Below are 21,735 nucleotides of genomic sequence, written 5' to 3' on the forward strand. Positions count from 1 at the left end.
TCGCGTGGGTTTCCCGTCGGACGGGTTTCCTAGGGCCCCATCCGATCACACTCCGGCTCACCGCACGCGGAACACCGGCCCCTGAGCCGTGAACGGCAGCCGGCCGCCCTGCGGGATCAGGAACGCGTGTTCGCGCCGGATCCGCAGGACGTCGCACCAGCCGTCGGTGATGACCAGCAGGGCGCGTCGCGCGGGAAGTCGTCGGCGCGGTGCAGCAGGTCGATGCCGGGCTGCAGGACCGTACCGCCGCGGCCGCGCACCCGGACCCGGTCGGCGATCTCGGTGACGGGGAGATAGCCGGCGTCGTGCGGGGCGGCGTCGCAGAAGACGACGCGGGCGGCGGGTACGTCGCGGGCCTCGGCGTAGGAGGCGATCGCGCCGAGGGCCTTGCCGAGGAGGGCGGTGTCCATGGAGCCGGAGGTGTCCAGGACCACGCCGAAGGTGCAACGGGGCACCTCCTCGGGCGGGAAGTACCATCCGGCGCGCGGGATGTCGGGGGTCGAGGCCTGACGGCGCGCGGGGCGGGCGTACGACCGTACGGGCTCCGGGCGGGGGACGAACTCGTCGAACCAGCGGGCGAGGCGGGCGTCCCAGGGCAGCGGGGGATGGCTGAGGGCGCGGATCTCCTCGACAAGCCCGCCGGGAAGCAGGCCGCGTTCCTCCCGCTGGTGCAGGTCGAGGCCGTGGGCGAGGCCGCGCCGGTAGAAGCCGTCGAGGTCGACGCAGTCGCGGGGCGGGCCGAGCGGGCCGCCGAGGACGTCGCCGACGCCCTTGCCGCGCAGGGTGGACAGCCGGCGCAGGCGGCGCAGATCGCCGGCGATGCGGTCGTAGACCTCCTCGGCGGACAGGCCGGCGAGCTCCGGGTCGTACAGCAGCCCGTCGGGCATGGTGCCGATCTCCATCTCGCGCAGCCAGCCGTTGATGACGTAGTCGCAGGCGACGTTGAAGAGGTAGGGGTCGCGGGTGCCGCAGCGGTCGCCGTGGCGCAGGGCGGCGTGCAGCATCTCGTGGGCGAGGACGAAGCGCCATTCGTCGTCCTCGAGGCGGTACAGCGGGTTGAGGTAGATCTCGCCGGCCTCGGCGTCGACGGCGGCGATCTGGATGCCGTGGGCGCGGGCGAGCTCGGCGTCGGGGACGAGCTTGATGCCGGCCGCGATGCCGCCGAGCAGCGGGTAGGAGGAGATGAACCAGCTCAGGGCCCGCTCCCAGGGGCGCTCGGGGTCCAGGTCGTCGTCGAGGGAGGCGCGTCGGCCGCCCGCCATGTCCATGGCCGCGGATACGGTGCGGGTGAGGGCGGTGGCGAAGGCGAGCTGCCGGTCGGGCGGTCGGCCCTGCTGCCAGGTGTCCCAGGTCAGCAGGAGCTGGTCGGGTTCCGGTCCTGCGGTGCCGCAGCGCTGGTAGGCGGCGGGGAGGCCGTCGCGGCGCCAGCGGGCGGCGAGCCGCTCCTCGTCGCCGTCGGGGTAGGTGAGCGGCTGGTGCTCGGGGGGTCTGCCGACGGGGAAGGTGAGCAGGAAGCGGTTGACGACCGTGCAGCGGGCGGCGAGGTCGTACCGGTCGGGCTGGACGCGTACGCCCTGGGCCGCCGGGACATGGCCGAAGCCGAGGTGGAGGGCGGCGTGGGCGAGGGACCAGGCCCAGACGGCGGGGTCGGCGATCCGGGCCGGGTGGGCGTGGACCGTGCCGTGGGAGTCGACCCGGACGAGGCCGTCGCGGGGCGCCAGCTCGCACTCCTCCTTGCGGCACAGACCGAAGTCGACGGCGTCGAGCGCGGGGTTGGCGTGCAGCAGCCGCAGCCCTTCGCCGAACGCCTCCGCCGCCAGGTCCCGCTTCTTCTTCCCCCGCCCGCCCCTGCTCATCGCCGCGCCTCCACCAGCCGGGGCATGTCGCGGGCCGCCTCCACCAGGAACCAGGAGGGCAGCACCGGGTTGCCGTCGGTGTCGGAGGCGATGACGGTCTGGGCGACCTCGACGGAGATCTGGGCGAGCTGCACGAGCAGGGACTTGGCGCGGTACGCGGTCTGCCTGCCGTTCGCCGACATGTGCTCCTTGACGGCGGGGAGTTCCTTGATCAAACGGCCGCGGAACGAGTCGGCGAGGTAGTAGAGCAGGTCGCGGTCCTCGACGCGGTGCGGCCAGGGGGCGTCGCCGCGCAGGACGGCCTCGATGCCGTACCGGCTGCGGACGATCTTGACGTAGCCGCAGAAGGCGGTGGCGTGCGCGGGGGTGAGCGTGCCGTGCGCGAGGACCCTGAGGGTGTCCTCGTCGAGGCCCTGGCCGAAGGAGTGCAGGGCGTCGGAGAGCATGTGCCAGGAGCGGGGCGTGGAGAAGGGTTCCTCGGTCTTCGGCGGCTTGGACCACAGGTGGTCGGGCCGGTCGGTGAGGTGGTCGAGGACCCAGGGGTGGATGCCGTGGGCGGCAGCCCAGGCCAGCCAGTCCCGCGGGGAGGCCTCCAGGTGGACATGGGTGAGGCGGTTGACGAGCGCGGAGGCGATGGGCCGGGCGAGGGCGTTGTCGGTGGCGCGGTTGCCGGCGCCTATGACGATCGAGCCCTTGGGAAGTTCGTAGGTGCCGATACGGCGGTCCAGGATCAGCGAGTAGAAGGCCTTCTGGACGTCCGGGGTCGCCGCGTTGAGCTCGTCCAGGAACAGGCAGTACGGCTCCTCGCGGGCGATCGCCTCCGGCGGGCAGAACACCGACCGTCCGTCGCGGATCTGCGGCACGCCGATCAGGTCCTCCGGCGCGAGCTGCGTGCCGAGCGGCTCACACTCCCCCACGCCTTAAGGGCGCGGGGGGACCCCCACCAGGCCCAGCGACTCGGCGAACTCCCGGACCAGGGAGGACTTTCCGATGCCGGGGGCGCCCCAGAGGAAGACCGGCCGCACGGTGGCGAGGCCGAGGAGGAGTTCGGGGATGCGGGAGGGCGTGACGGTGACGGCAGCCTGCAACGCTGCAGCTCCTTGGTGCTGGAGGGAGTGCGACACGGCCAGTGTGGGTGTACGGCCGTGGCGGCGCAGCCGATTTTCAGGCCGCCCGTTCCTCCGGGGCCGGCTCCACGGGTATCTGGGGCCCGTCGGACTCGCGGAGCCAGCGGCGCAGGACGCGGTGGACGTGTTCGGCGCCGGCCAGGGCCTCGCCGTCCTCGACGGGTGCGGACAGGTCGAGCGGGGACAGCAGGAAGGGTCTGGACTGGGCGCCGCCGAGGCCGCCATGGGAGCCGATCTGCTCCTCGAAGGAGAGGACCTCGCCGTCGGCCGGGTCGTGGAAGGAGTTGACCATGATGTCGGCGGTGTGCGGGAACGAGTGCGTGCGGCGCACGGCGTCGGCGGCGCCGGGCCCGAACCGCGCGAGCGGGCCGGGGTCGTCGTCGAGCCGGTCCAGGGGTGTCTCGGCGCCGTACGCGCCGAGGACGACGCCGCCGTGCTCCTCGCTGCGGACCAGGAGGAAGCCGATGCCGGGGTGGTTGGCGAGGGTGGACAGCAGGGCGGGGTGACGGGCGTCGATCTCCTCCTTGGTCATCCGGTGCGGGACGTCCGGGAAGGAGATCAGGCCGAGGTTCCCGGAGGCGAGCACGATGGGCTCGGAGCGGCGGCCGGAGGGGCGGTGCCGTTCGCCGCCCTCCTCGACGGGCCGGTGCAGTGCGGCGCGGACGGCCGCGCGGGCCTCGGCGCCGCTGTGGGTGCGTTCGGCGTGGCGTGGGACGGGCAGGCCGCAGCCGGCCCGCACCAGGTCGCCGAGGGTGAGGCCGTAGCGGGCGCGGAAGGTCTCGCCGGGGCTCTGGCCGTGGTCGGACAGGACGACGATCCGGTAGGGGCGGGGGGCGTGCTCGGCGGCCTTCTCGATCAGGGCGAGGGCGCGGTCGAGGCGGCCGAGGACCTGTTCGGTGTCCCGGCCGAGCGGTCCGGAGTGGTGGGCGACCTCGTCGTAGGCGACGAGGTCGGCGTAGACGGCGGTGCGGCCGGCGAGCAGGTCGCCCATGACGGCGGCCACGACGACGTCCCGTTCGACGACGGTGGCGAAGGCGCGGACGAACGGGTAGAGCCCGCCGCGGCTCACGCGTGGGCGCTCCTTGCGGAGCCGGGCGCGGGTGGACTGGGCGATCTCACGGGTCACCTCGGCGACGAAGGACAGGGCGGTGCGCACGGCGTTGGCAGGGTCGGAGAAGTAGGCGAAGTAGCCGGCGCGGGAGCGGGTCTCGCGGCCTCGTCTGCGGGTGGCGATGGACAGCACGAGGGCCTGTTCGTCGGCGCCGCCGCCGAAGAGGTTGCCGCGGCTGGCACCGTCGGCGGTGAGCAGTCCGCCGTCGCCGGTGCGCTCGACTGCGCGACGCTGGAGTTCGGCGGCGCTGGTGGGGCGGTTGCAGACCATCACCTCCCGGCTGTCCTTCTCGTACCAACGGAAGGCGGGCACGTCGTGGTTGCTGCCGTGCAGGATGCCAAGCTGGCTGGCGCCGGTCTGGCTGGACCAGTCGGTGTGCCAGGGGGTGAGCCGGTGGGTGGGCCGGGGCACCGGCCCCGGGGCGGGGCCTGGACGGCCGTCGACACCCGAGGCCGAGCCGGTGCGTGGGTCCTGGCCGGACGCAGCGCCAGGGTGGGAGTCCAGGCCAGAGCCCGGGTCGAGGCCAGGGCTCGGAACGAGGCCGGGGCCCGAGTCGAGGCCGGGGCCCGAGTCGAGGCCAGGGCCCGGAACGAGGCCAGGGCCCGGAACGAGGCCAGGGCCCGGAACGAGGCCAGGGCCCGGAACGAGGCCAGGGCCCGAGTCGAGGACAGGGCCCGAGTCGAGGACAGGGCCCGGGGCGAGGACAGGGCCCGGGTCGAGGACAGGGCCCGGGTCGAGGCCAGGGGCAGAACCCGTGCGTGGGGTGCCGCCGGAGACCGGACCGGGGCGTGGACCTTGACCGGAAGCGGCGCCGGGGTCCCGGCCGGGGCTCGGGTCGGGGCCGGGGCTCGCGTCCTGGCCGGGGGCAGAACCCGTGTGGTGGTCGCCGCCGGAGACCGGGCCGGGGCGGGGGCCTTGACCGGGAGCGGCGCCGGGGTGGGGGTCCCGGCCGGAGCCCGGGCTCGGGGCGAGGCCGAGCCAGGTGGCGACCGTCGGCATCAGTCCCTTGTGGACGGCGGCGGCCAGCACGTCGTGGCCGACGCCGTCGAACTGGAGGAACACGGTGCCCGGGGTGGTGGCGCAGGGCGGACCGCCTCTGCGGCGGCGGTCGGCGAGGCGGTAGAGACGGCGACGGTAGGCGTCGTCGTCGCGGACGGCGAGGGCGCCGCCGGTCGCGGAGGCGACGGCGGACATCACGGCGGCGACGATGACGGCGGTCTCGGGCGCGGCCTCGGTCTGCCCGGAGGGCGTCAGCCGGAGCGCTATCAGCAGCAGGGAGCCGTTGAGGAAGAACACCAGCAGGCCGAGGACGAGCGCGGGCACCAGCAGCAGGAGGCGTACGAGGAGGGGCCAGACCAGGGCGGAGAGCAGGCCGAAGACTCCGGCGCCGACGGCCGCGGTGACGGCGATGGTGGTGGCACTGTCGCCGTCGGCGGACTGCAGGCGGAAGTCCGGCAGGATCCCCGCGAGCACCAGCATCGTCAGGGTCGAGACGGCCCACACCGCAAGGCTCCGCCCCGCCTGGCTGACGACCCGCCGCCACCGCACCCCACGCACGCCCCGTTCACCTCGTCTTCCGGCCCCGACGCCGTGAGGAGGGGCCGTCGTCCACCCTGTCACACGGGACTGACAACCGGCCCGGTCACCGTTCTCACCGTCCGTCGTACCCGGCCGTCGGCATCGACAGCCGCCGGTGCACGTGGGCCTTCATCTGGGCGTCGTAGGCGGGTTCCGCGTAGCCGACGGTCTCCACGCGCACCCCGCGGCGGGCGCACTCCTCGGTGAATTCCTCGACGTCCGACAGGGCGCTCTCCAGGACGCGGCGGCTGGGCGCGACGAACAGGTCGACGCCGGGCCGCACCCCGTCCCACAGCACGCAGTGGTCGGCGCGCAGCCCGCGCACCAGCAGCTCGCGGCGGACGGTGTAGCCGCGCTGGGCGGCCCAGCGGGCGCACATGGCGTGCTGGCTGCGGGAGTCCACCAGGAAGGGATCGGCGTCCAGTTCCTCGAGCGGCGTCAGACTCGCGATCGCCGTGACCCGCACCGGTCCCATGGCGTCCCCCTCACCTCCGGGTTTCGCCGCCGACCCTACTCCTGCCCGTAGGCTTCGGGGGAGTCGCGCGAAGGAGGCAAAGGGGTGCCGGTGGAGATCACCTGGTGGGGTCACGCGACCTGCACGGTCGAGGATGCGAACGTGCGCGTGCTGACCGACCCTCTGTTCGTGCGCCGGCTCGCGCATCTGCGGCGCCGCCGGGGCGCGCTGCCCCCGCCGGACGCGTGGCGGGCGGACGTGGCGGTGGTCTCCCATCTGCACGCCGACCATCTCCATGTGGCGTCGCTGGCGCGCCTCGCGCCGGGCACGCGCCTGCTGGTGCCCCGGGGTGCGCCGCGCGCCGTACCGGGCCTGCGGCGGCTGGCGCATCTGCAGGTCAGCGAGGTGGAGCCGGGCGACGAGACAGTGGTGGGAGGGGTGCGGATACGGGCGGTGCCCGCGCGACACGACGGGCGGCGGCTGCCCGTGGGCCCGCACCGCTCCCCCGCGCTGGGGTACGTCGTCGAGGGCGAGGCGCGTACGTACTTCGCCGGGGACACCGGGCTGTTCGAGGAGATGGCGAAGGAGGTCGGGCCGGTCGACGTGGCGCTGCTGCCGGTGGGCGGCTGGGGACCGTACCTGGGCGAGGGGCATCTGGACGCCGGCCGGGCGGCCGAGGCGCTGGCCCGGCTGGCGCCGGGGAGCGCGGTGCCGGTGCACTACGGCACGTACTGGCCGATCGGGATGGACGCCGTGCGCCCCCATGAGTTCCATGCGCCGGGTGAGGAGTTCGTGCGCCTCGCGGCGCGGCGTGCGCCGGGCGTGACGGTGCACCGGCTCGGACACGGGGAGAGCGTGCGCCCCGAGGTCGTGCGGTGAGGTGGTGGCTCGCGGCGGCCGCCACGACGGCGGTGCCGACGGAGTCCACCCAGCAGGCGATCGGCTATCCGTCGCTGTTCCTGCTGGTGCTGATCGGGGCGCTGGTGCCGGTGGTGCCGACGGGGGCGCTGGTGAGTTCGGCGGCGGTGGTGGCGTTCCATCAGACAGCGCCGTTCTCGCTGGCGCTGGTGTTCGTGACGGCGTCGCTGGCGGCGTTCCTCGGCGACGCGACGCTGTACGGGCTGGGGCGGCGAGGGATGGGCTCGAGGAACGGTTCGCGCTGGCTGGAGGCGATCCGTGCGCGGGCGCCGCAGGAGCGGCTCGAGCAGGCGCAGGCGCGGCTCACCGAGCACGATGTGGCCGTACTGGTGCTGTCCCGGCTGGTGCCGGCGGGCCGGATCCCGGTGATGCTGGCCTGTCTGATGGCGGACTGGCCGCTGCGCCGGTTCGCGCGGGGCAATTTACCGGCCTGTCTGGCGTGGGCGCTGACTTATCAGTTGATCGGGATTCTCGGCGGTTCGCTGTTCCCGGAGCCGTGGCAGGGCGTGGTGTCGGCGGTCGCGCTGACCGTTCTGATCAGCGCCGCGCCGAGCGTATGGCGGAGGTTCCGCTCCGCCGAGTGACGTCGTGGTCATGTGCGGGCCGGTTGTGGCCGGTCGCGGCCCCGCGCCCCTTCAGGGACGTTGCAGGAGCCGTGAGCCTCCGATAGGGAGGTCCCAGAGGTCTTCGGCAGCCAGGCCCGCCTTCGCCCAGGCCTTGCGGACGCGTTCGAGGGGTTCCAGCACCGGCTCGGCCGAGAGGATGAACGTCGCCCAGTGCATCGGTGCCATACGGCGGGCGCCGAGGTCGAGGGTGGCTCTGACGGCCTCCTCGGGGTCGCAGTGGACATCACCGAGCCACCAGCGGGGGGCATAGGCGCCGATGGGCAGCAGGGCGAGGTCGATGCCGGGGTAGCGGCGGCCGATGCGGGGGAACCAGTGGCCGTAGCCGGTGTCGCCGGCGAAGTAGACCCGCTGCCCGTCGGGGGCGGTGAGCACCCAGCCGCCCCACAGGGAGCGGCAGGTGTCGGTGAGAGTGCGCTTGGACCAGTGGTGGGCGGGGACGAAGTCGAAGCGGACACCGGACAGTTCGGCCGCCTCCCACCAGTCCAGCTCGGTCACACGCGTGAACCGGCGCCGCTGGAACCAGCGTCCGAGCCCGGCGGGCACGAACACGGGTGTGTCGCGCGGGAGTCGGCGCAGCGTGGGTGCGTCCAGGTGGTCGTAGTGGTTGTGGCTGATGACGACCGCGTCGACGCGCGGCAGGTCCTCCCAGGGGACGCCGACGGGGGTGATGCGGGCCGGGGTGCCGAGGATGCGGCGGGACCAGACGGGGTCGGTGAGGACGGTGAGCCCACCGACGCTCAGCACCCAACTGGCGTGTCCCGCCCAGGTGACGGCGACGGTGCGGGCGTCCACGCGGGGCGGCGGGGCGGGCGCGAAGGGCAGCCGGGGAACGTCGGCGAGGCCCTCCCTGCCGGGACGTACGGAGCCCTCGCGGGCGAAGCGGGCGAGGGCCTTGAGGCCGGGCAGCGGAGCGGTCAACCGGTCGTGGAAGGTACGCGGCCACACCCGTCGCTCCGCCAGCGGGCGGGGTTCGGCGAGCGGTGGGAAGGGGGACGGGGCGAGGGTGTCGGTGTCCTGCGGGGGCACGGGTCCGGCGGCGGTGGGGGTGGTCGACTCGGACTGCTGCGTCATCGAGGAGGCTCCCGTCGCTGAGCGTCGTCACGGAGGTCGTCGAAGACCGACCTCACACGCGTCAACGCGCGTTGCACGTGTGGTAGTTCCCACGGCGTGGGTGACGTGAGGCATTCCGCGCGCTCGGTGTCCGTGCCGCCCAGCAGCGGGCAGCCGGTGGACAGCCGTACGCGCAGCGCGCCGAGGTCGTCCCCGAAGCGGTGGCCGCCGGGCGCGGGCATGCCGAGCCGGGCGGTCAGGAAGTCCTCCAGGTCCTGTGCGTCGCCCACGCCGCGCGCGGCGAGCGCCTCCCGCAGGGGGCCGAGGTCGGCGTACAGGTGGCGCCCGGCCTGCGGCGGCAGGGCGAGGGCGCCCGCGGCCACCACGGTGGCGTGCAGCGCGTGGGCCACGCGGGCGTGCAGCCGTACAGTGGCGGCCACACGCGCGGTGACCGGCTCGGGCTCGGTCAGGGCGTACGCGGCGGCGGCGGCGACCGGTGCGGCCACGCGCGCGTCGAGCGCGGTGAGGACGTCGAGCACGCGCGCGTGCAGGTCGTCCCCGGCGGCCGAGGCGGGCAGACGGGCGACGGCGGCCGGCCAGCCGTCGGGCAGCAGCGCGCCCGCCAGGTCGGTGACGACGGTGACCTGCCCGGGCAGCATCTCGGCGGGGCTGACCAGCACGGTGTCGTGCGGGGCGTGCAGGGTGTCGCGCCAGGTCTCGTCGCTGACCAGGTGCAGGCCCTCCCCCGCGGCGGCCTCGACTGCCTCGTGGAGCACCTCGGGCGGGGCGACGGTGGCGGTGGGGTCGTCGGCGACGGACAGCACCAGCAGCCGCGGCTCCCCGCCCTCGGCACGCACCCGGCGCACGGTCTCCAGCAGGGCGTACGGGTCCGGTACGCCCCCGCACTCGGCGGGCGTCGCCACGTGGAACACGGGCCGGCCGAGCAGGCGTGCGTACGGCGCCCACCAGGCCGCGCAGGGCCGGGGCACCAGGACGTCGCCGCCGAGCGCGGCGGTCAGCGCGACCAGGAGCGTGGGGGCACCGGGTCCGGCGACGACCCGGCCGGGGCCGGTGGGGGTGCCACGGCGTTCCTCGTAGCCGCGGGCGGCGTCCAGGAGTTCGGGGCCTCCGCCGACGGGTTCGCCGTACGCGCGCGTGGCGGCCCGGGCGAGGACGTCGGCGAGTTCGGGGAGGACGGGCAGCCCGTCGGGCGGGAGCGGTGGGCCGTAGCGGACGGGCCCGTGGTCTTCCGGTTCCGTACGCCGCATGGGGTCCTCCGCGCAGTCCGTCCCTCGTGCCGGGTGCCGGCGGCGCCGGGGGCCGCGTGCCGTGCGGTGCCCGGGGTGCCGGTGGTGGGTGACGCCTCAGTGGTGGGTGACGTCTCGTACGGGGCGGGTCGTGCCCCGGGGTCTTGCGTACCCCGTGGGCCCCGGCTCATGGCCGCCCGCCCGCGTCGCGCCGGTCACAGCGGGGCCGGGCCGGCGTCGGACGGGGTCAGGCGTCCGCCGCTGGCCTGCGGCGGCGCAGCAGCCGGTGTGCGGCGGCCCCGAACGCGCCGGCGATCAGCAGCCCGCCGGCCACGAGCGCGGGCACCGAGTCGCGGAAAGTACCCCCCGTGCCGGCCCGTACACCGTGTTCGACGGTGGCCGGGGTGGTGGCCCGCTGCGTGGGGTGGGCGGTGGCACAGGGTTTGTCGTGGGGGCAGGTGGGGCCGCTGTCGCAGGAGGGGTCACTCCGGTCGGGGGCGGGGAGACAGGGCGGGATGCCGACCCCGCCGACCCCGCCGACTCCACCGACCCCGCCGCCGCTGCCGCTGCCGCCACCGGCGGTGGGCCGGTTGACGTCGAAGGTCGCGGTCCACGGGCTGCCCTGGCCGCCGGGGGGTGCCGGGCAGGTGCCGTCGACGGTCCAGGCGGTGTCAGGGCCGAGCCCTCCGTCGCCCTCGCCGAGGTCGGCGGCGATGTGGGCGCTGCCCTGGTAGGCGGGCCCGGCGGCCTTCTCGTCGTCGCCGGGGACCTTGTTCAGCTTGACGGTTCCCTCGGAGAACGCCCGTGAGACGGCGTCCAGGGTCTCGGGGACCGTGCCGTCGAGAGCGTCGCAGGAGACCGACACGGTGACGCTGCCCCCGGGATCGACGCTGCCCGGGCCGACCTCGGCCGCCGGATCGGCGACCGCGACCGGCCCGGCGGCGACCAGCAGGGCGGCGGCGAGGAGGAAGGGGGCGGTGCGGCGCATGGGACGGCTCCTTCGGCCGGCGAGGGCGGGGCACGGCGTTCATGCCCCGCACCCATCACAGCCGGAGAGCCACGCGACCGCGCGCGGCCACGGTCCATTGGCGGGACGGGGACCCGCCACACGGGTGACTTCTGATCCGGGGGCGGGGTCATCCCCCGCATACGGACATCCGTCCGTGGGATCCCGTGTCGGCCCCCTCCCCTCGGGTACGCGGTGGCCGAACCCGAAGATCTGGAGGGCGACATGCAGCGAGGCAGTGACCGGCTGAGCGTGCACCGGGACGAGGAGATGAAGCACGAACTGCAGGGTCTGCTGCGGTCCGGGCACCCCACACGGTCCGAGGAATGGCACGATCCGGAACCGTCCGCCGAGGACGATCCGCAGATCTGGGGCGGTCCGGTGGTACCGGGCTCCTCCCGGGCGTCGCTGGCGGCGGTCCGGCAGGAGCTGGGCCGGACCCTGGGGCGCGGTTCCTTCCCCGCGGGCCCGGGCGAGCTGTCCGTGGCCCTGCGCCGCAGGAACGCGCCGGACGCGCTCGTGGACGCCGTACGACGGCTGCCGCACAAGGAGCGCTATGCCAACGCGGCCGCACTGGCCGAGGCACTGGTCGCAAGCAGCCGGTGACGCGTGTGCCGCAGGCCGTACGGCGAGGAGACGTCGGGATGTGGTCGACCGCATCCCGGCGTCCGCATACAGCTCTGAACGGGTGGCTTCGGCTGCCCGCGTCCCCCGAGCGGCATGCCAGTGGTTGCCGCGGGTGGGTCGGCGTGTTGGGGTGCAAAAGGTGCAATCGTAACATACGGTGCACACTCGTAACGCTCAGTTACGTAGCGAGACACACCACCCAGACGACAAAGGGGATGTAATGCGCACGCTTCGCAAGGCCGGCCTCGTGGCCGCCATGATCGGCAGCCTCACCCTGGCCGGCGCGGGAGTCGCCTCCGCCAACGGCTCCGACAACGACTTCCAGAACTGCACCCAGACGGGCGAGGTCAACGTCGGCCTGCTGAACATCCCGGACCTGAACCTCGGACTCGGAGGATCCGGCGGCGTTCTCGGCGGCCTCGGGCTGGCCCAGTCGCACGACGCGAAGCAGTTCAGCTGCGTCAACGGCGACGGCAGCGGCAGCGTGCAGGTCCAGGACGGCGAGGACGGCATCGGCTAGTAAGGCTGACGGCTGAACCCGGCGGCCCCGGGACCCCGCCTCGGGTCCCGGGGCCGCCGTGCGCCGCGCTCGGCGACTGTATGCGTTCGACGAAATCCGGTCGGCTGCCGACAGTCGGCTCACACCGCCCCGGAGCCCCCGCCCGTCGAGCCCGGCCCCCACTTGCCCACGGGCGTCTGTGTCGAGGCCGCTCCGGCCGCAGCGGAGGGCGTGCTGCGGCCGCCGTTCACCGCGGCGGCCCGCTCCCTGGCTCCCTCGCGGGTGCGCCCGGGGGCGACGAAGCGCCGCGGGTTGCGGCGCAGGTACTCGCCCTCGAGCTGGGCCATGCGGTCGTTGTGGGCGCGCAGGGCGTCGTTCGAGCCGTACAGCAGGGTGTCGTGGCGCGTGCGGTGAATCGTCTCCAGCTCTTTCATCAGCTGCTGGTCGTCCAGCCGGTCCGGGTCGACTCCGGTCATGGTGAGCCCCGCTCGTCGTGTTCGTCCATGCGGTTCCGGGGAGGGAGCCATGGCTCTCGCCGTCTGCATCCACTGTACGAACATTCCGGCCCCGGGCGCCTCCGTGTGCGCCGCCCCCGGCGGGCCCACGGAGAGCACGCCGCGACGGAGGCCGCCTCGCTCACCTCGCGCGTTCCACGCGCCGTTCGTCCCACACCGGCTCCGGGGTCTCGCGGACCCGCCCGTCGCTGCCGAAGACCAGGTAGCGGTCGAAGGAGCGGGCGAACCAGCGGTCGTGGGTGACGGCGAGGACCGTGCCCTCGAAGGCTTCCAGACCCTCCTGGAGGGCCTCGGCGGATTCCAGGTCGAGGTTGTCGGTGGGCTCGTCGAGGAGGAGGGCGGTGGCGCCCTCCAGCTCCAGGAGCAGGATCTGGAAGCGGGCCTGCTGGCCGCCGGAGAGCCTGTCGAAGGTCTGCTCGGCCTGCTGGGTGAGCTCGTAGCGGCGCAGCCTGGACATGGCCGCGCCCCGGTCCTGGGAGTGCTCCTTCCACAGGATGTCGAGGAGGGTGCGGCCCTGGAGTTCGGGGTGGGCGTGGGTCTGGGCGAAGTGCCCGGGAACGACCCGTGCGCCGAGTTTCCACTCGCCGGTGTGCGCCACGTCGTCACCGGCGAGGAGGCGCAGGAAGTGGGACTTGCCGGAGCCGTTGGAGCCGAGGACGGCGACGCGTTCGCCGTAGAAGACCTCCAGATCGAAGGGGTTCATCAGGCCGGTCAGTTCAAGTGCCTTGCACGTGACGGCCCTTACGCCCGTGCGGCCTCCCTTGAGGCGCATCCTGATGTCCTGCTCGCGCGGCGGCTCCGGCGGCGGGCCGGCCTCCTCGAACTTGCGCAGCCTGGTCTGGGCCGCCTGGTAGCGGGAGGCCATGTCGGGGCTGATGGAGGCGGCCTGACGGAGGTTCAGTACGAGCTTCTTCAGCTGGGCGTGCTTCTCGTCCCACCGGCGGCGCAACTCCTCGAAGCGGGCGAAGCGTTGGCGGCGGGCGTCGTGGTAGGTGGCGAAGCCGCCGCCGTGCACCCAGGCGTCGGCGCCGGTGGGCGAGGGCTCCACGGAGACGATCTTCTCTGCGGCGCGGGAGAGGAGTTCGCGGTCGTGGGAGACGAAGAGGACCGTCTTGCGGGTCTCCTTCAGCCGCTCCTCCAGCCAGCGCTTGCCGGGGACGTCGAGGTAGTTGTCGGGCTCGTCGAGCAGCAGCACCTCGTCGGTGCCGCGCAGCAGGGCCTCCAGCACCAGCCGCTTCTGCTCACCGCCGGAGAGGGTCCGTACGAGGCGGAACTGCGCCTTGTCGTACGGCACGCCGAGCGCCGCCGTCGTGCACATGTCCCACAGGGTCTCGGCCTCGTAGCCGCGCGCCTCGGCCCAGTCGGAGAGGGCCTGCGCGTACTGGAGCTGGGCGGCCTCGTCGTCGACGGTCATGATCGCGTGCTCGGCCCGGTCGACGGCCTTCGCGACCTCCTGGATGCGGGGTGAGGACACCGACACGAGCAGGTCGCGTACGGTCGTCTCGTCCCGTACGGAGCCGACGAACTGGCGCATGACGCCGAGGCCGCCGCCGACGGTGACGGTGCCGCCGTGCGGCTTCAGCTCGCCGGAGATCAGACGCAGCAGGGTGGTCTTGCCGGCCCCGTTGGGGCCGACCAGGGCCACGACGGCCCCTTCGCCGACCCGGAAGGACACGTCGCCGAGCAACGCCCTCCCGTCGGGGAGGTAGTACTCGAGGTGCGCGGCTTCCAGATGTCCCATGAGGAGGCATTGTGCGGGCCGCCCGCACCGACCGGCAAACCCTTAATCCCCCTGGTCCCCCGTCGCGGGCTCGCCCGCCGGGCCGCCCTCCCCCGCGGGCCGCACCGTGGCGCCCGCCCAGGTCAGGACCTGCCAGCCGGCCGCGGGGTCGCCTTCGAGGATCACGGTGCCGGTGTTGGCGAGGCGGTGGGCGGCGGCGAAGGGGACGTCGATGTTGCGGGCACGGGCCGCGGTCCAGGTGCGGATGGCGGCGCCGTGGCTGACCAGGGCGACCGTGGACGCGTCGCCGGTGGCGGCCTCGGCGACCACGGCGTCGTAGCGCGCGAGGAACTCGGCGCCGCTCTCGCCACCCGGTATGCGCAGGTCCAGGTCGCCGGCGGCCCAGGCGAACACCGTGCGCATGTAGAGGACGGCGTGTTCGGACTCGCCGGGCTGCATCTCCATGTCGCCGGCGGAGACCTCACGGATGCCGTCGCGGACGAGGACGTCGAGGCCGCGGGCGGCGGCCAGGGGGGCGGCGGTGAGCTGGGTGCGCACGAGGGTGGAGGCGTACACCGCCCCGATCTCCTCGTCGGCGAGGGCGTCGACGAGGGCCGCCGCCTGCTGTTCGCCGAGATCGGTCAGGCCGGGGCCGGGGACGGCGGTGTCGAGGAGGTAGTGGACGTTCGTGGGGGTCTGGCCGTGGCGGACGAGCAGCAGGCGCATGCGGTGACCCTCCCGGTCGCGGAGTGCCGCCCGGCGCGGGATTCGGCGGCTTCAGGGTACCCGGCAGGTCCTACGGGCCAACGGCCCTCTCCGGCCTCCGTACCAGTCCGCTCCCGGCCGACACCCACAATTTCTGACACTCCATCAGTCCAGATATTGAGACGTATGGTCTCAAGATACGGTCCATGCGCGTACGGTGACGAGTATCGCCCGGATTACCGGAGCCCGGATTACCGGATTCCCGGAGCCCGGGGGCCGGTATGTCGAGAAGAGGGGCAGAGCCATGCCGAAGGCACAGGAGACCGCCGTCTACACGCACGGGCACCACGAGTCGGTGCTGCGCTCGCACACCTGGCGCACCGCCGCCAACTCCGCGGCCTACCTGCTCGGTTCACTGAAGCAGCACATGCGGATCCTGGACATCGGCTGCGGGCCGGGCACCATCACCGCCGACCTGGCCGCGCTCGTCCCCGACGGGCATGTCACCGGCGTCGACCGCGCCGAGGGCGTCCTGGAGCAGGCGCGGACCGCGGCCGCCGAGCGGGGGCTGACCAACGTCGACTTCGCGGTAGCGGACGTCCACGCGCTGGAATACCCGGACGACTCGTTCTGCGTGGTCCACGCCCACCAGGTGCTCCAGCACGTCGGCGACCCGGTGCAGGCGCTGCGCGAGATGCGGCGGGTGACGAAGCCGGGCGGGTACGTCGCGGTGCGCGACTCGGACTACTCGGCGATGACCTGGTACCCCGCCTCGCCCGGCATGGACGACTGGCAGGACCTGTACCTGCGGGTGGCGCGGGCCAACGGCGGTGAGCCGGACGCGGGGCGGCGGCTGAAGTCCTGGGCGCTGGCCGCCGGCTTCACCGACATCACGGCGACCTCCGCGACCTGGACGTTCAGCACCCCGCAGGAGCGGGCGTGGTGGAGCGGGCTGTGGGCCGACCGCACCGTGGCCTCCACGTACGCCGACCGCGCCACCGAGGGCGGGCACGCCACCCCGGAACAGCTGCGGGCCGTCGCGCGGGCCTGGCGGGAATGGGGTGAGCGGGAGGACGGCTGGTTCGCCGTACTGCACGGGGAGATCCTGTGCCGAAAGGGCGCCTGACGCTCCACGATCTTCATGACACCACCCCCGGTCCACGGGAATTCCGGAGACCTCCGGATTCCTCGCCGGCCGTGTCGTCCGTCCGCTCTCCGGAGTCCTCGTCCTGCTCGACGAACGAGTAGGCGGCCCACGGCCCGGTGAGTTCCACGTGAATTCCGGGTTCCTCGCCCTTCGTACGGTCCACGATCTCCACGAATTCCTCGGACTGCGCGCGCGGCACGAGATAGGCCGCGCCGAGTACGCTCTGTCCGGCGTCGGCTCCGGCGTCGTCGGCGGAAGGGGCGAAACCCTGCGGCGGGTGGAGCCGGGCGTCCTCGGCGCGTGCGCGGAGGGTGGAATGCAATCGGGCGGCGAAACGTTCGGCGCGCTGCCAGGTGTCCTCCGCCCCGGCGGACTCGGGCTCCGGTTCGGCGTACACCTTGACGCCCCACTCGACCCGCCCGGTCAGCCGCTCCAGGGTGCGGCGGAAGTGGTCCTCGCGTTCCTCCATCATCACGCGTACGCCGCTGTCGTCGCGGAAGACGCTGGCGAGCCCCAGCGGCAGCGGGGTGGTGACGGCCGTGAGCGCGTCGACGACCTGCTGATGGGCGCGGGTGGTGGCGGCCAGCCAGTCCGGGTCCTCCAGATGGCGGCGCAGCGGCTCCTCGGAGAAGTCCCGCTCCGGTACATGGCTGACCACGGCGATCAGGCCGTGGTGGGTGAGCAGCCGGGGCGGATCGCCCGCGATCCCGGTCAGGTCGGCCTGCAGGGGCGCGCCGAGCGGCCGGCACACGGCGTAGACGTAACGCAGTCCGGTCATGGAGACTCCTCACCGACGTCCTGCGGGGCACGTGCCGGGGCCGGTTCCTCCAGTCGGTCGAGTGTCCTCCTCCTCGTATTCTCGCCCTCCTCTCCCTCCCCGTCGTCGGCGTACGGGCCGATCCTCCTGGCCCCCTCATCGTCCTCCCGGCGGCCTTCCTGCGCGACCTCGTCCTCGTGTGCGGCTCATGGCACGACCGCCGTCTCCACCAGCAGCCGGGCGGACGCGGCGATCGCCTCGGCGTCGATGCCCGCGGCGTGCAGTTGTTCGGCCGGGGACGCCGAGCCCGGTGTCGTACGGACCGCGAGCCGTGCCAGGCGGGGCAGGGGGCGGCCGTCGAGGAACGCGTCGATGACGGCGTCGCCGAGGCCGCCCTCGGGGTGGTGGTCCTCCACCGTCATCAGGCAGGCGGTCTCCTCGGCCGCGCGGCGCAGCGTGACCCGGTCGACGGGCTTGACCGAGTACAGGTCGAGGACGCGCACCGCGATGCCCTCGCCCGCCAGCGCGTCGGCCGCCCAGAGGGCCTCGGGGACGGTGACGCCGGCGGCGACGATCGTCATCCGGTCGCGGTCGGAGGCCCGCAGCACCTTGCTGCCGCCGACCGGGAACTCCTCGTCGGGCCCGTACAGCACCGGGCCGCCGCCGCGCGAGGTGCGCAGGTAGCGGACGCCGTCGAGCCCGGCCATGGCGGTGACCAGATGCGCGGTCTGGTTGGCGTCGCACGGGTACAGCACGGTCGAACCCTGCACGGCCCGGAACATCGCCAGGTCCTCCAGGCCCATCTGCGAGGGCCCGTCCTGCCCGATGGCGACGCCCGCGTGCGAGCCGACCAGGTTGATGCCGGCGCCGCTGACCGACGCCATGCGGACGAAATCGTGGGCACGGGTCAGGAAGGCGGCGAAGGTGGAGGCGTACGGCACCCAGCCGCGCGTCGCGAGGCCGACGGCGGCGGCGACGAGCTGCTGTTCGGCGATGTAGCACTCGAAGAACCGGTCGGGGTGTTCCTTGGCGAAGAACTCGGCGCGCGTGGAGTCGCTCACCTCGCCGTCCAGCGCGACGACGTCGGGGCGGGCGGTGCCGAGGGCGGCGAGGGCCTGCCCGTAGGCGTCCCTGGTGGCGACGTTCCCGCCGGAGTCCTTCTCCCAGCGGGGCAGGTCCAAACGGCCGGTGGGGAGGGAGTGCAGCATGCGGGCGGCGGGCGGCTCGTGCACCTCCACCCGCAGGTCGCGCGGGCCGCCCAGCTCCCCGATCGCCTCGTCGGCGTCGGGCAGCGGCTTGCCGTGCAGTCCCTCGCGGTCCTGGACGTTCGCGACGCCCCTGCCCTTGAGGGTGCGGGCGAGGATCACGGTGGGCTGACCCCGGGTGGAGGCCGCCTCGCCGTACGCCCGGTCGATCGCGTCCACGTCATGGCCGTCGATCTGCACGGTGTGCCAGCCGAAGGCCTGGAAGCGGCGGGCGTAGGCGCCGAGGTCGTGGCCGTGCCGGGTCGGGCCGCGCTGGCCGAGCCGGTTGACGTCGACGATCGCGGTGAGCTGGTCGAGATGCTCGTACGCCGCGTGCTCGGCGGCCTCCCACACCGAGCCCTCGGCGAGCTCGCTGTCCCCGCACAGTACCCACACCCGGTACCCGGTGTGGTCCAGGCGTTTGCCGGCGAGGGCGATGCCGACGCCCACGGGCAGGCCCTGGCCGAGCGATCCGGTGGCCGTCTCGACCCAGGGCAGCCGCTGCGGGGTGGGATGCCCTTCCAGACGGCTGCCGAGCGTACGGAAGGTGAGCAGCTCGTCGTCGCCGATCGCGCCGGCCGCCTTGTAGGCGGCGTACAGGAGTGGGGAGGCGTGGCCCTTGGAGAGGACGAAACGGTCGTTCGCCGGGTGTGCGGGCCGGTCGAAGTCGTAGCGCAGGTGGTGCGCCAGCAGTACCGCCATCAGGTCCGCGGCGGACATCGAGGACGTCGGATGCCCGGAGCCCGCAGCGGCTGATGCGCGCACGCTGTCCACACGCAACTGCTGTCCGAGTTCGGTGAGTTCGGCGGTGTCCATCGGGCTGGTGGCCTCCTTCAGAAGGGGGTCGGAGGGCGTGTGGGACGGGGCACGGGGGCACCGGGCCGGTCCGTGTGAGGCTGGCCCCACCACCACGGCGGAGTCTCCGGGTACCCGCCGGCACGGACCCGTAACGCCCCGGCCCGCGGGCGAGCGGGCGGGCGAGCGGGGGCGGTCGGCAAGGGGATCGGGTGAAGGGATCCCGGCCCGTGCCCGGCCCAACTAGGCTCGCGGCATGGACATTCTGGGAGCGACACTGCGGGTCTGCGTCGACGATCTGGAGGCCGCCGTCTCCTTCTACGAGCGGCTCGCGGGCACCGAGGCACTCCGTTTCGGACGGGGCGGTGTGCAGGCGGCCGCCGTCGGCTGCTTCCTGCTGATGAGCGGGCCCGAGGAGGAGCTGGAGGTGCTGCGCAAGGTGGCGGCGACGATCGCCGTCGCGGACGTGGACGAGGCCCACAAGACGCTGACCGAGCTGGGCGCGGACGTCCTCGCGGGCCCGGTGCCGACCCCCGTGGGCCGCAACCTGATCGCCCGGCACCCGGACGGCGCGGTGTACGAGTACGTCGACCGCCGGGCCGTCGGCTAGCCCTGCGAGGGGGCCAGGGCCGACACCACGACGTCGGTGAGCAGGGCGCCCGCGGTGCCGTCAGGGTCCAGATCGGGATCGTAGATGGTGACGTTGAGGCCGACGCAGCGTGGGGAGGCGAGCAACGGGCGTAGCAGGGCGACGAGTTCGTCGGGCTGTAGTCCGTCGGGGTCGGGGCTGTCCACGGCCGGCATGACCGTCGGGTCGAGCACGTCGGCGTCCAAGTGGACCCAGAACCCGTCCAGTTGGGGGATCTCGAAGGCCTGGGCGGTGGCGTCGGCGAGCGCCTCGGGATCCCATGCGCGCAGTTCGCCGACAGTGACGACGGGCACCTTCAGGGCGCGGAGTTCGACGACCTCGGGATCGTCGGCGTAGGCGTCGCGGACGCCGAAGAAGCGGACGTCCTCGTCGCGCAGGTAGGGGCCGAGGCCCTCCAGGTTCGTCAGGTCCCGCTGGCCGCGGCCGGTGGCCAGGGCCGTCTCCTCGCCGCCCGCCGCGCCGACCCGGTCGGAGTTGCCGGGGTGCCGGAAGTCGGGCGACGCGTCCACTGCCGCCAGCCCGTACCGTCCGAGGCGGCGCAGCGCGAGCGACGCGCCGAGCTGGATCGAGCAGTCCCCGCCGAGGACGACGGGGAAGGCGCCCACCCGTACGTGCCGCTCGATCCGGTCGGCCAGCCGGCGGGTGTACACGGCGAGGGCGGCCGCGTTGAAGACGCCGTCGCCCTCCTGCCAGTCGCCGCGGTCGTAGCGCGGCGGGACGACCACCCCGCCTTCGGCCGCGCCCAGCCGCCGCAGGATCCCCTGCTCGCGCAGGGCGCCGGCGAGCTTGTGGCAGCCGGGGACGGTACCGGGTGCGGGCGGCCGCAGCCCCAGGTTGGAGGGGGCGTCGACCACGACGAAATTCCGCATGCGCCGCATCCTCGCCGACGTACCCTCGGCCGTCCAACGAGTTGCGCGAGGAGCGAACATGAGCGAGCGGCACACCTACCGGGTGATCGTCCGGGGAACGTGGGGCGGTCTCACCGAGGAGGCCCGCGCCCGGCTGCTCGCCGGGGCCGCCGACCACGGCCTGGCCGGCATGCGCTTCACCGAGGAGGGCACCCTGACGTACGAGCCGCGGCCGCTGAAGCACTTCTCGATGCGTTTCGTGGTGGTGTCGGACGCGGCGGACGGCGAGGAGATGGCGGGCGCGCTCGCCGAGGACCGGGCGGAGACGGCCCTGCGGGAGCTCGGCTACGGGTTCACAGGGCTGAGGTCGACGGTGACGGACCTCGACACCATGAAGATCAACCGGAAGTCCGCATCTCGGCGGTGATCGCCCACCGTTCGTGGTCGCGCCACTCCCCGTCGATGTTGATCATCTTCGGGGAGAAGCCCTCCAGCCGGAACCCGCACGACCGGGCGAGGGCGATCGAGGCGGCGTTCCCGGGCTGCACGTTGATCTCCAGCCGGTGCAGCCGCATCGGCCCGAACGCGTACCCCACCACCAGATCGAGCCCCTCCCGCATCAGCCCCCGTCCGGCCGCGTGCGCGAAGGCGCCGTAGCCGAGCGCACCGCACTGGAAACCGCCGTGCACGATGTTGTTGATGTTGATGAATCCGGCTACGGCCCCGTCGTCCGCCTTCTCGCAGACGAGGAATCCCACCTTGGCGGGGTCCTTGATCAGCTGTGCCGCGTAGGCGGTGTACGCCTCGGGGGTGGCCGGCGGGAACAGCCACGGGTGGTGCAGGTCCTTGCTCTCGCGGACCCGCGCGGTGAACTCGGCCCCGTCCGCGTAGGTGAAGTGACGTATCCCCACGCGGGGGCCCTCGGCGAGGAAGCGGGAGGCGGTGTGCGGCATCCGGCCAGCCTACGGCCCGTCAGCGACGGCGGCGGCCCATGCCGAAGTACGCCCCGCACACCGCGCCGATCAGCCCCGTGGCGAGCAGCGCCGCCCACAGCGGCATGGTCACCTCGGGGATCAGCAGTCTGATCTTGGTCTCCCGGGTGTTCTCGAAGATGAAGATCAGGGTGAGCACGGCGAGCACCAGCATGGTGACCCGGCCGGGCGTCAGCGACACGCGCCAGCCACCGGAGCCGCGGTGGGCCCCGGAGGACTTCGCGGTCCTCGCGGTCTTCGGGCTCATACGTCCAGGGTGGGCCG

Annotated in this window: 19 protein-coding genes and 3 pseudogenes; 7 read left to right on the forward strand and 15 right to left on the reverse strand. The window is 73.7% G+C overall.

From position 1 onward, the window contains the following. Window positions 1-57: 57 nt before the first annotated feature. The 4 genes and pseudogenes from ACLZN2_RS06855 to ACLZN2_RS06870 all read right to left on the reverse strand — a co-directional run bounded on the left by ACLZN2_RS06855 (window position 58) and on the right by ACLZN2_RS06870 (window position 6,147). Window positions 58-1,856 (reverse strand): annotated as a pseudogene (locus tag ACLZN2_RS06855) (DUF2201 family putative metallopeptidase). Then, window positions 1,853-2,944, reverse strand: a pseudogene (locus ACLZN2_RS06860) (ATP-binding protein). Before ACLZN2_RS06860 ends, ACLZN2_RS06855 begins: the two co-directional pseudogenes overlap by 4 nt. A 76-nt stretch (window positions 2,945-3,020) precedes the next feature. Next, window positions 3,021-5,597, reverse strand: a complete 2,577-nt coding sequence (locus tag ACLZN2_RS06865) for a phage holin family protein (protein WP_416977565.1) — start codon at window positions 5,595-5,597, stop codon at window positions 3,021-3,023. A gap of 148 nt (window positions 5,598-5,745) precedes the next feature. After that, complete coding sequence (locus ACLZN2_RS06870; protein ID WP_416977461.1) at window positions 5,746-6,147, reverse strand: hypothetical protein; 402 nt, start codon at window positions 6,145-6,147, stop codon at window positions 5,746-5,748. A gap of 84 nt (window positions 6,148-6,231) precedes the next feature. On the opposite strand from ACLZN2_RS06870, the gene ACLZN2_RS06875 reads away from it, so the two are divergent. Together ACLZN2_RS06875 and ACLZN2_RS06880 are read left to right on the forward strand one after the other, a co-directional pair. Then, entirely contained in the window at window positions 6,232-7,005 is a 774-nt protein-coding gene (locus ACLZN2_RS06875) for an MBL fold metallo-hydrolase (protein ID WP_416977462.1), read from the forward strand. Beyond that, a complete protein-coding gene (locus ACLZN2_RS06880) occupies window positions 7,002-7,628 on the forward strand; it encodes a DedA family protein (RefSeq protein WP_416977463.1) in 627 nt (208 codons plus the stop codon). The genes ACLZN2_RS06875 and ACLZN2_RS06880 overlap by 4 nt, the downstream gene beginning before the upstream one ends. 51 nt (window positions 7,629-7,679) lie before the next feature. Here the strand turns inward: ACLZN2_RS06880 and ACLZN2_RS06885 are convergent, their stop codons facing one another. The 3 genes from ACLZN2_RS06885 to ACLZN2_RS06895 all read right to left on the reverse strand — a co-directional run bounded on the left by ACLZN2_RS06885 (window position 7,680) and on the right by ACLZN2_RS06895 (window position 10,955). Continuing rightward, window positions 7,680-8,741, reverse strand: coding sequence for an MBL fold metallo-hydrolase (locus ACLZN2_RS06885; RefSeq protein ID WP_416977464.1), 1,062 nt, complete (start codon window positions 8,739-8,741; stop codon window positions 7,680-7,682). Further along, window positions 8,738-9,988, reverse strand: coding sequence for an aminotransferase class I/II-fold pyridoxal phosphate-dependent enzyme (locus ACLZN2_RS06890; protein WP_416977465.1), 1,251 nt, complete (start codon window positions 9,986-9,988; stop codon window positions 8,738-8,740). Before ACLZN2_RS06890 ends, ACLZN2_RS06885 begins: the two co-directional genes overlap by 4 nt. A gap of 226 nt (window positions 9,989-10,214) precedes the next feature. Then, window positions 10,215-10,955, reverse strand: a complete 741-nt coding sequence (locus ACLZN2_RS06895) for a hypothetical protein (RefSeq protein ID WP_416977466.1) — start codon at window positions 10,953-10,955, stop codon at window positions 10,215-10,217. A gap of 243 nt (window positions 10,956-11,198) precedes the next feature. On the opposite strand from ACLZN2_RS06895, the gene ACLZN2_RS06900 reads away from it, so the two are divergent. Then, window positions 11,199-11,579, forward strand: coding sequence for a DUF2795 domain-containing protein (locus tag ACLZN2_RS06900; RefSeq protein WP_416977566.1), 381 nt, complete (start codon window positions 11,199-11,201; stop codon window positions 11,577-11,579). 241 nt (window positions 11,580-11,820) lie between these two features. Continuing rightward, window positions 11,821-12,120, forward strand: a complete 300-nt coding sequence (locus ACLZN2_RS06905) for a hypothetical protein (RefSeq protein ID WP_416977467.1) — start codon at window positions 11,821-11,823, stop codon at window positions 12,118-12,120. Window positions 12,121-12,326: 206 nt separating this feature from the next. Here the strand turns inward: ACLZN2_RS06905 and ACLZN2_RS06910 are convergent. The 3 genes and pseudogenes from ACLZN2_RS06910 to ACLZN2_RS06920 form a co-directional block, all read right to left on the reverse strand. After that, a pseudogene (locus tag ACLZN2_RS06910) lies at window positions 12,327-12,604 on the reverse strand (DUF6158 family protein); the annotation flags it as partial. 131 nt (window positions 12,605-12,735) lie between these two features. Then, window positions 12,736-14,355, reverse strand: coding sequence for an ATP-binding cassette domain-containing protein (locus ACLZN2_RS06915; protein ID WP_416977468.1), 1,620 nt, complete (start codon window positions 14,353-14,355; stop codon window positions 12,736-12,738). 42 nt (window positions 14,356-14,397) lie between these two features. Next, window positions 14,398-15,060, reverse strand: a complete 663-nt coding sequence (locus ACLZN2_RS06920; RefSeq protein WP_416977469.1) for a histidine phosphatase family protein — start codon at window positions 15,058-15,060, stop codon at window positions 14,398-14,400. A 283-nt stretch (window positions 15,061-15,343) separates the two neighbouring features. On the opposite strand from ACLZN2_RS06920, the gene ACLZN2_RS06925 reads away from it, so the two are divergent. Further along, complete coding sequence (locus tag ACLZN2_RS06925; protein WP_416977470.1) at window positions 15,344-16,165, forward strand: class I SAM-dependent methyltransferase; 822 nt, start codon at window positions 15,344-15,346, stop codon at window positions 16,163-16,165. Window positions 16,166-16,178: 13 nt separating this feature from the next. Here the strand turns inward: ACLZN2_RS06925 and ACLZN2_RS06930 are convergent, their stop codons facing one another. Both ACLZN2_RS06930 and ACLZN2_RS06935 read right to left on the reverse strand, forming a co-directional pair. Continuing rightward, the gene (locus tag ACLZN2_RS06930) at window positions 16,179-16,964 is read right to left on the reverse strand and encodes a GvpL/GvpF family gas vesicle protein (RefSeq protein WP_416977471.1); all 786 of its coding nucleotides are present in this window, start codon (window positions 16,962-16,964) and stop codon (window positions 16,179-16,181) included. A gap of 185 nt (window positions 16,965-17,149) precedes the next feature. Beyond that, entirely contained in the window at window positions 17,150-19,099 is a 1,950-nt protein-coding gene (locus tag ACLZN2_RS06935) for a transketolase (protein ID WP_416977472.1), read from the reverse strand. A 139-nt stretch (window positions 19,100-19,238) separates the two neighbouring features. Between ACLZN2_RS06935 and ACLZN2_RS06940 the strand changes: the two genes are divergently transcribed. Continuing rightward, window positions 19,239-19,592, forward strand: a complete 354-nt coding sequence (locus tag ACLZN2_RS06940; protein ID WP_416977473.1) for a VOC family protein — start codon at window positions 19,239-19,241, stop codon at window positions 19,590-19,592. On the opposite strand, the gene ACLZN2_RS06945 is transcribed toward ACLZN2_RS06940, so the two are convergent. Further along, window positions 19,589-20,500 carry an arginase family protein gene (locus tag ACLZN2_RS06945; protein WP_416977474.1) on the reverse strand — a complete coding sequence of 304 codons (912 nt, stop codon included), beginning with the start codon at window positions 20,498-20,500 and terminating at the stop codon, window positions 19,589-19,591. The genes ACLZN2_RS06940 and ACLZN2_RS06945 overlap by 4 nt on opposite strands. 58 nt (window positions 20,501-20,558) lie before the next feature. On the opposite strand from ACLZN2_RS06945, the gene ACLZN2_RS06950 reads away from it, so the two are divergent. Then, a complete protein-coding gene (locus ACLZN2_RS06950; protein ID WP_416977475.1) occupies window positions 20,559-20,906 on the forward strand; it encodes a DUF6204 family protein in 348 nt (115 codons plus the stop codon). Here ACLZN2_RS06950 and ACLZN2_RS06955 read toward each other — a convergent pair. Both ACLZN2_RS06955 and ACLZN2_RS06960 read right to left on the reverse strand, forming a co-directional pair. Next, a complete protein-coding gene (locus ACLZN2_RS06955) occupies window positions 20,878-21,432 on the reverse strand; it encodes a GNAT family N-acetyltransferase (protein ID WP_416977476.1) in 555 nt (184 codons plus the stop codon). The two genes, ACLZN2_RS06950 and ACLZN2_RS06955, sit on opposite strands and share 29 nt — an antisense overlap. A 19-nt stretch (window positions 21,433-21,451) precedes the next feature. Next, complete coding sequence (locus tag ACLZN2_RS06960; RefSeq protein WP_416977477.1) at window positions 21,452-21,718, reverse strand: DUF1049 domain-containing protein; 267 nt, start codon at window positions 21,716-21,718, stop codon at window positions 21,452-21,454. Window positions 21,719-21,735: the final 17 nt, after the last annotated feature.

The organism is Streptomyces sp. T028, assembly GCF_048159505.1.
In the GTDB taxonomy this organism is placed as follows: Bacteria; Actinomycetota; Actinomycetes; order Streptomycetales; family Streptomycetaceae; genus Streptomyces.